Raw genomic sequence first — 7,150 nt, forward strand, 5'->3', positions numbered from 1 at the left:
CAGGACCATCAAATCCGTGCCCCTGCGCCTGATGGACAATAAAACGACTGTCCCGGATTTTATTGAAGTGCGCGGTGAGGTGATCATCCGGCATAAAGATTTTGAAATGCTCAACCAGCGCCGTCTGGATAAGGGAGAAGCGGTTTTTGCCAATCCGCGCAATGCTGCGGCAGGTTCCTTGCGCCAGCTGGATTCAAAGATAACAGCCCAGCGGCCATTGACCATATTTGTCTATGGTGTGGGTGTTGTGCGCGGTCTTTCTTTTTCCACCCAGGCGTTGATGCTTGAATGCCTCTCTGATCTGGGATTCCCGGTGAGTCCGCTTATTAAAAAAGGGATTTCAATCCAACAGGTGCTGGAAAATTTCAATCATCTGGAAACCCTTCGTCCGGAATTGGCCTATGATATTGACGGCATGGTGATTAAAGTGAATGATATTTTAATCCAGCAGCTCCTGGGCGAAAAAATAAAGAGTCCCAGGTGGGCCATTGCCTATAAATTTCCGGCCATGGAAAAGACCAGCAAAATACTTGACATCACGGTCCAGGTGGGCCGCACCGGAACCCTGACCCCTGTGGCCGAACTTGCGCCGGTGAATATCGGCGGCGTCACGGTTTCCAGGGCGACCCTGCACAATGCCGATGAGATTGAACGAAAAGATATCCGCATCAATGATACCGCATTGATCACAAGGGCAGGTGACGTGATCCCCAAGGTGGTAAAAATTATCCCTGAAGCCAGGACCGGGCAAGAGCGGGTGTTTACCATGCCCGACACCTGTCCGGTTTGCGGTTCCAGGGTAAGACGCCTTGAGGGCGAGGCTGCCGTTAAATGTATCAATGCCGGGTGCAGCGCCCAGATCAAGGAGCGCATCCGCCATTTTGTATCCAAAAAAGCCTTTGATATGGACGGGCTTGGCAAAAAATTGGTGGAACAGCTTGTGGACCAAAAGCTTGTAAATTCCTTTGCCGATCTTTTTCATCTGGACCGGGAGACCCTGGCCGGGCTTGAACGCATGGGCTTAAAATCTGCCGACAATATCATCGCTGCCATTGAACAGTCCAAAACAATTTCATTTTCACGGTTTATCTTTGCCCTGGGCATTGACCACACCGGCGAGCATGCGGCCCGGCTTCTGGCTCAAAAATTTGCGGACCTTGACGCGTTGATGACCGCAGAAATACAGACCATCAGCGCCATCCACGGCATGGGAGACACCACGGCCGGGGCTGTAATCGGATTTTTTTCCATTGAAGAAAACATCAAAAACGTGAAAGATCTGCTGGATGCCGGTGTATCCATTACCAATGACCTGTACGGTGACGCCAATGAAAAGGACAATGCGGTCAGCGGTAAAACCATTGTGCTTACCGGCAGCTTTGACGCCATGACAAGAGATCAGGCCAAGGCAAAGCTTTTGGCCTTAGGTGCACAGGTGACAGGTTCGGTATCAAAGAAAACCGATATCGTTATTGCCGGCACCCAGGCCGGTTCCAAACTTGCCAAAGCCAGGGACCTTGGCATCTCTGTATGGGATGAAGCCAGGCTTCTGGAATTGATTGGCGGCCGGGATTAAAAGCAAGTTCCGGTACCTCAACCCTGCAACCCTTCGAGGAACGATGCGGTCATCGGCGATGCCTGTTGCAACGGGACACTCACCCAGTACATCTACCCGCTCCAGGTTTCCAGGCTCAACCAGAGCGCATCGCCCGCCTCTGCATCCTCAGGCACGGAAACGGACAGTAATTGCCGGTCAGCAATTCTAAATTTGGGAAGGATAGGTTAATTTCCAATAATCTTTATTCCGTGCTCGTGCTCGTGAACGTAAACGTGTTCGTTAACGTTGTCATGTATAGGCATGCTTTTATTTCGTTTACGAGCACGTTTACGAGCACGAGCACGGAAAAATAACAATATATATTATGTAACCAATTTTAGGTTACATTTGATTCATGAACTATCGTGTAACCCTAAAAAGAAAGGTTCTAAAAACCGTCGCCAAGATGCCGAAAGGGGAGTGCGGTGATGACCTTATTATCATCACGGATCCTGACGAAGAGTTCGTCGATGCACAGGAAACAAGCTGGTATAAAAACATAAAATCAGAACTTACACCAGGACAAGTGCTGTAAATTTACAGGGAGAATGCCGGTTTGACACAGGAAGCGCTGGGCAAAATACTGGGTGACCTGCCCAAGCAGCATATTTCCAATATGAAAAACAACCACCGAAAAATTACCTTGGAAATGGCAAAAAAGCTGGCACCGGTTTTTAATACGTCTCCGGTAAGGTTCCTGGATTTGTAAGACTGCCCGGTAGAAGGTTCATGCCCATTTTTCGGTGGGCATTTTCAATGTTCAGGATTGCCGGTCTTATCTTTGTTCGGACATCCAAGTCATGCCCCCCACTTCTGCTGGGGCATGACTTCAGTTATTTAAGGATTGACCTTGAAGGTTATTGAGCTTGAAAACAGAGCTGTATCGCACTTTTTGACCAGGTGCTTCAGGTCGTTGTCCGCCGTAACCTCCTGGCGGGTATAGACATTTACGAGCCATTGTCCCGCAGCAGGCATGCGGAATTGTCCCTTTCCATCAAAGATCGGACATGAGAGCGTGAAGCTGTCGCTTCCGCCGAAAGAATCGGACGCGGCAGTGATATATTCAATACTGACCTCCGGGGATGTATTCAAATTTTTTCCCCTGAAGAGAATCCTGAATTGCACCAAATCTCCGGCCCGGATATCGGAAAGGTCGGTAAGTGGCAGGATTTCCAGGTCATAGCCCAGGGATTGGGGTGCCTGCCACTTCTCTACGGTGAAATAGGAAACAGCGGTGGCCCTGTATAGCATTCCCCGAAATAATTTTTTGGCATCCGTTACCTCGTCTTTGGGTTTCATGGCCCATTTTGTTTGATCGTTTTTATTTAAATAGTGTGTGTAATAGTTGTCCTGGCTTTTTACGCCGACCTGGTAGGTGCCCGGCTTGCACCCCTCCTTCAGAATGATCTTTCGGGCGCCGATGTCCCCTGATACAACCGTCAGCCCGTTGTCGGTATCAAAAGAATCTGAGGGCTTGGCCACCGGCATGGGCAGTGGGGTTTCCTTAAGATCCGGACCATAGAGCGTATAAGACCCCAATTTGACCATTTGAGGCAGATCGTCCAATGGCGTGGTATGCCCCCAGCCGATGCTGCACAGAACATGGGCGGGCAGATGCCCCTGGGATTTGAACGCATTGACCCAAAGCGTATGCGCCGTAGCAGAACTGACAATTAACGTAAAAATAGTGCTTAAAAAAAAGATACGATATGCCATTTTACTGATTCCTCCATATATGTTTGTACTTGTTTAAACTGTTTTTGGTGTGGCGACGACATCAGAAACGGTAAATAAAGGTTGATCCGATGATTCGGGGCGCACCGTCCTGGGCAGTGTGCCCGCCGAAGTAATACGATTTGGTGGTGAGATACGCTTCATCAAAGACGTTCTTGCACCAAAGGCTGACCTGGAACGATTCGCCTTCGAATCCGAATTTCAGGTTAACCGTCTCGTACCCGTCCACCTTGACCGTGTTTTTTGCATCCGTGTAATAATCTCCAAGTCCTGTAACGTCTACCCTCCCGAAGAATCCCGAGGGGTGGTTGTATTGCACCCCTGCATTAAAGGTATATTCAGGGGCATGGGTCAGATTGTTGCCTTCGAAGTCAATGATTTCGCCGGAGGTTTGCTCAGACTTCCATTCTTCAAATTGTGCATCCGCATATCCGATGCCGGCAAAGACTTGCCATCCTGGGACCGGTCGCGCCGTCATTTCCAGTTCAAAGCCTTTTGAAGAGGCTTTGGCCGCATTGGTGATGTCTCGTAGCGGCCCGCCGTTTAAGTATTCCTGCACCTGTTTATCTTCAATCTCGACGTAAAACACGGCGGCATTGATCGTCAGCTTGTTGTCGAACCAGGAGGTTTTCAAACCTGTTTCATAGTTCCAGGTGAACTCGGGTTTAAATACCAGGGTATCGGAACTTGAGGCAAAACCATAATCATACCCTCCGGCGAGCATTCCCCTGGCAACCGTGGCATAGGCCATGGCAGATGCGTTGATGTCGTATGAGACCGAGGCCTTGGGCAGCCATTCACCATGGTCGAACCGGGCTCCATAGGGATCTGCAATCGAATTCAAGGTTTGCTCTCCCTCGTATTCCTGGTAATCGTAACGTAGCCCCGCTGTCAGGTGGAGACGGTCAAAAATTGTGTAGGTGCCTTGCCCGAAAACGGCGAATCCGTCGCATTCATAGTTCGTGATATAGGTGGAGCCAAAGTATTCGGCATGGGCATCCACCTCTTCGGTGAACCCGTAAACACCGGCAATCCATGTCAACGGACTGGTCTCATCTGCGGAAGAAAACCTCAGTTCCTGGCTGTAAACCGTATCTTCGAATATAAAGACCTGATCCGGATAGACGGTCGGCCCGAACTCGCCGTCGTTGATGAAATCGGTGGAATAGTCGTTCCGGGTAGTGATGGACACCAGATTGTACGCAGTTCCTGAATAGTTGATGCGCAGGGCCTGGCCGTTGTTCTTATCTGTCCATTCATTGTTGCCGTCCCAGTTGACTTTATAGCGGTCGGATTGGGCCGGGCCGTCGATGTACCGAAGGTAACCGTATCCGTCATTGTTTTCGTATCCGTTAAGCACCATGGTAATATCCAGAGGATCGCTGGGCTTCCAGCGAAGCTTTGCCTGTCCGTTCAAATGGTCGATTTTTGCAGCCTTATCATCATTGTCGTAAATGTTTTCCGTATACCCGTCGGAATTTTCGTATTGGCCGGAAACGCCGAAAAACAGAGTGTCCTTAACGATCGGTCCGCTGACGGCCCCTCCGGTTCTAATACTGAAAACCTCTTGATCCGGGGTATCGTAAAATGCCGGTTCCACAAATACTTTGCCCATAGCTTCGTTGTCCGGCTGTTTCGTGATGATATTGACGGCCCCGGCTTCGGTATTCCGGCCGTACAAGGTGCCCTGGGGCCCCCTCAAAACTTCTACCCGTTCGATATCCAACAGATCCGGGTTCTGCATCAGCGTCAGCGGATATCCGATATCATCCACAAAAAGTCCGACCGGTGTGTTTAAGGCGACGGAATGGGAGGAAATTCCCCTGATGATCATCATATTTTGATTGACCACCTGCTGGGAGTAAAGGTTGGGGGTAAAAAAACTTAGGTCCTTCATATCCGTTATTCCCGCATCAGTAATGAACATGTCCGATAAAATGCTCATGCTGATGGGAACATCCTGGACATCTTCCTCTCTCTTTTGGGCTGTCACGGTCATGGTTTCCAGTTCAGTGTCGCTTGGCACAAGTTTTTCTTCCTGCGGGGGAGCAACCTTGCTTTCAGCCGCAGATGCCGTTACGGCCATTACCATCAAAATCCAGACAATACCGATCTTTAAAAATTGCGATATGCATATCATTTTGCCTTTTTCATTCATTCCTTTTCCCCTTTTTGTTGTTCTAATGGATTGAAAAAATTAACTCAGATTCCGTGAATACAACCGCTTCCAGTCTCTTTTCTGCATAAATGCTATAGTATGAAAACAAAAGGGGGGGCTAATCCCGTTTGAACTTTTTTTGAATCTGAAATGAACAGGAAAAATTTTATGCTGGCTTGCGGGCTATTGCGGCTTTTTTTATCATGCATTGGTTCGGTGTTATGCCATATTGGGTGAAAAAGGCCCTGGCAAAGGAGGAAAGGGATGAATAACCTATGGCCATGGCTGTTTCCGTTACATTGAGCCGGCCTTGCTCAAGCAGTTGTTTTGCCTTGTGGAGCCGAAGCATCCTGAGGTATCCAAACACTGTGGTGCCGAAAACCTGGTGGAAACCGCGGTTGAGTTTGGCATGGGAGATACCTTCGGATGCAGCCAGTTCAAACAGGGTAGGCGGATTTTCCAGGTCAAGACAAAGCCGGTCCGCTGCCTGATGAATTTTTTTGATATCCAAAGTGCCTAATCCTGGGGCCGGGCCCTGATTTTTTTCCCCTTCCATCAATTGCGACAGCCTTAGGGCGATCAGCTCCATGGCTTTGCTCTCAAGGAGGAGCAGCCGGGTGGCGCCTGTAAACGGGCACAGAAAAAACGACTCCAGTGCCTGGGACATCAGGGAGGTGATCCAGCCGTCCTGATTGTAACCGCCCATCAGATTCGAGCCGTCCAAAAGGGTTCTGAAGGTTTTGGGAATACCGTCCAGGCTCCCCTTGAGCAGACAGTTGAACAGCTCGGGTTCCACCAGAAGGGAGATTGACCGTCTCCTGGAATTTTTCATATCCTTCATGGTGCCGTTCTGGTCAGGATAGTAAAATACAGAGGTTTTACCTTCCCTGAAAGCCCCCCAGTGCGGTACACTATGCGCCTTGGCCCTCCCGGAGCCGGCCAGAAGAAAGCCGAATCCCACGGCAGATTGGTTTGATGCAACGGATGTGATCATGGTTTCCTTAAGTGCATAATCTGCAATAAAAATCACAAATCCCGGGCGGGGTTCGATTTTTCTGATGCTGCCCGACCCAAGATCTTCGGTCAAAGACCAGCAGGTTTCAAAGGGGCTTTCTTTTTGTTGAACAGGGCTATATTGTTCCAGGTGCAGTCCGTGATCCAAATCAATCTTAAAATCAATATCCATGCTTGTTCCCTTATCGAAATCAATGGCTTAAAGCATTATAACGCAATTTTATAAATCTTCATTATGTTAGCTGTTTCAAACAATAAAAGCCAGCACTTTTGGCATTATATTCCCGCGACCTGCCGGCTACCGACGCAAGTATGAAAGATCATGGCAGTTTTGGAGGGTATTACTCTCGCGCAGAATGTTCGAATCCCTTATGGCAGCAGACACACAGACCATCAGCGCCATCCATGGCATGGGAGACACCACGGCCGGGGCTGTGACCGGATTTTTTTCCATTGAACAAAACATCGAAAACGTGGGAGGCATGCTTGATGCCGGTGTATCCATTACGTTCACGAGCACGAGCACGGGATAAACAATATTGGAGATTAACCTTATCCTTCCCAAATTTAGAATTGCTGGCGGCGAAGATTAAAAGCAAGTTCTTATCCCTATCCCTATCCCTATCCCTCAGAGTATCGGCCCCGAT

7 protein-coding genes are annotated in these 7,150 nt (G+C 49.1%); 4 read left to right on the forward strand and 3 right to left on the reverse strand.

The window, feature by feature from the left end; translation table 11 throughout:
- The 3 genes from ligA to AB7U36_RS11400 all read left to right on the forward strand — a co-directional run.
- On the forward strand, positions 1–1,576 hold a 1,576-nt coding region (gene ligA / locus AB7U36_RS11390; RefSeq protein ID WP_428159894.1), incomplete at its 5' end, for an NAD-dependent DNA ligase LigA.
- A 376-nt stretch (positions 1,577–1,952) separates the two neighbouring features.
- Positions 1,953–2,132, forward strand: a complete 180-nt coding sequence (locus AB7U36_RS11395) for a hypothetical protein (protein ID WP_428159895.1) — start codon at positions 1,953–1,955, stop codon at positions 2,130–2,132.
- Positions 2,133–2,306: a helix-turn-helix domain-containing protein gene (locus tag AB7U36_RS11400; protein WP_428159902.1), complete on the forward strand. Its 174-nt coding sequence runs from the start codon at positions 2,133–2,135 to the stop codon at positions 2,304–2,306.
- Positions 2,307–2,434: 128 nt separating this feature from the next.
- Here AB7U36_RS11400 and AB7U36_RS11405 read toward each other — a convergent pair whose 3' ends face one another.
- The 3 genes from AB7U36_RS11405 to AB7U36_RS11415 form a co-directional block, all read right to left on the reverse strand.
- Positions 2,435–3,313: a DUF4198 domain-containing protein gene (locus AB7U36_RS11405; protein ID WP_428159896.1), complete on the reverse strand. Its 879-nt coding sequence runs from the start codon at positions 3,311–3,313 to the stop codon at positions 2,435–2,437.
- A gap of 61 nt (positions 3,314–3,374) precedes the next feature.
- Positions 3,375–5,489, reverse strand: coding sequence for a TonB-dependent receptor (locus AB7U36_RS11410; RefSeq protein WP_428159897.1), 2,115 nt, complete (start codon positions 5,487–5,489; stop codon positions 3,375–3,377).
- A gap of 166 nt (positions 5,490–5,655) precedes the next feature.
- Positions 5,656–6,675: a helix-turn-helix transcriptional regulator gene (locus tag AB7U36_RS11415; RefSeq protein WP_428159898.1), complete on the reverse strand. Its 1,020-nt coding sequence runs from the start codon at positions 6,673–6,675 to the stop codon at positions 5,656–5,658.
- A 199-nt stretch (positions 6,676–6,874) separates the two neighbouring features.
- Here AB7U36_RS11415 and AB7U36_RS11420 point away from each other — a divergent pair, with 199 nt between their 5' ends.
- Complete coding sequence (locus AB7U36_RS11420; RefSeq protein WP_428159899.1) at positions 6,875–7,036, forward strand: hypothetical protein; 162 nt, start codon at positions 6,875–6,877, stop codon at positions 7,034–7,036.
- Positions 7,037–7,150: the final 114 nt, after the last annotated feature.

The sequence above is a fragment of the Desulfobacter sp. genome (assembly GCF_050177295.1).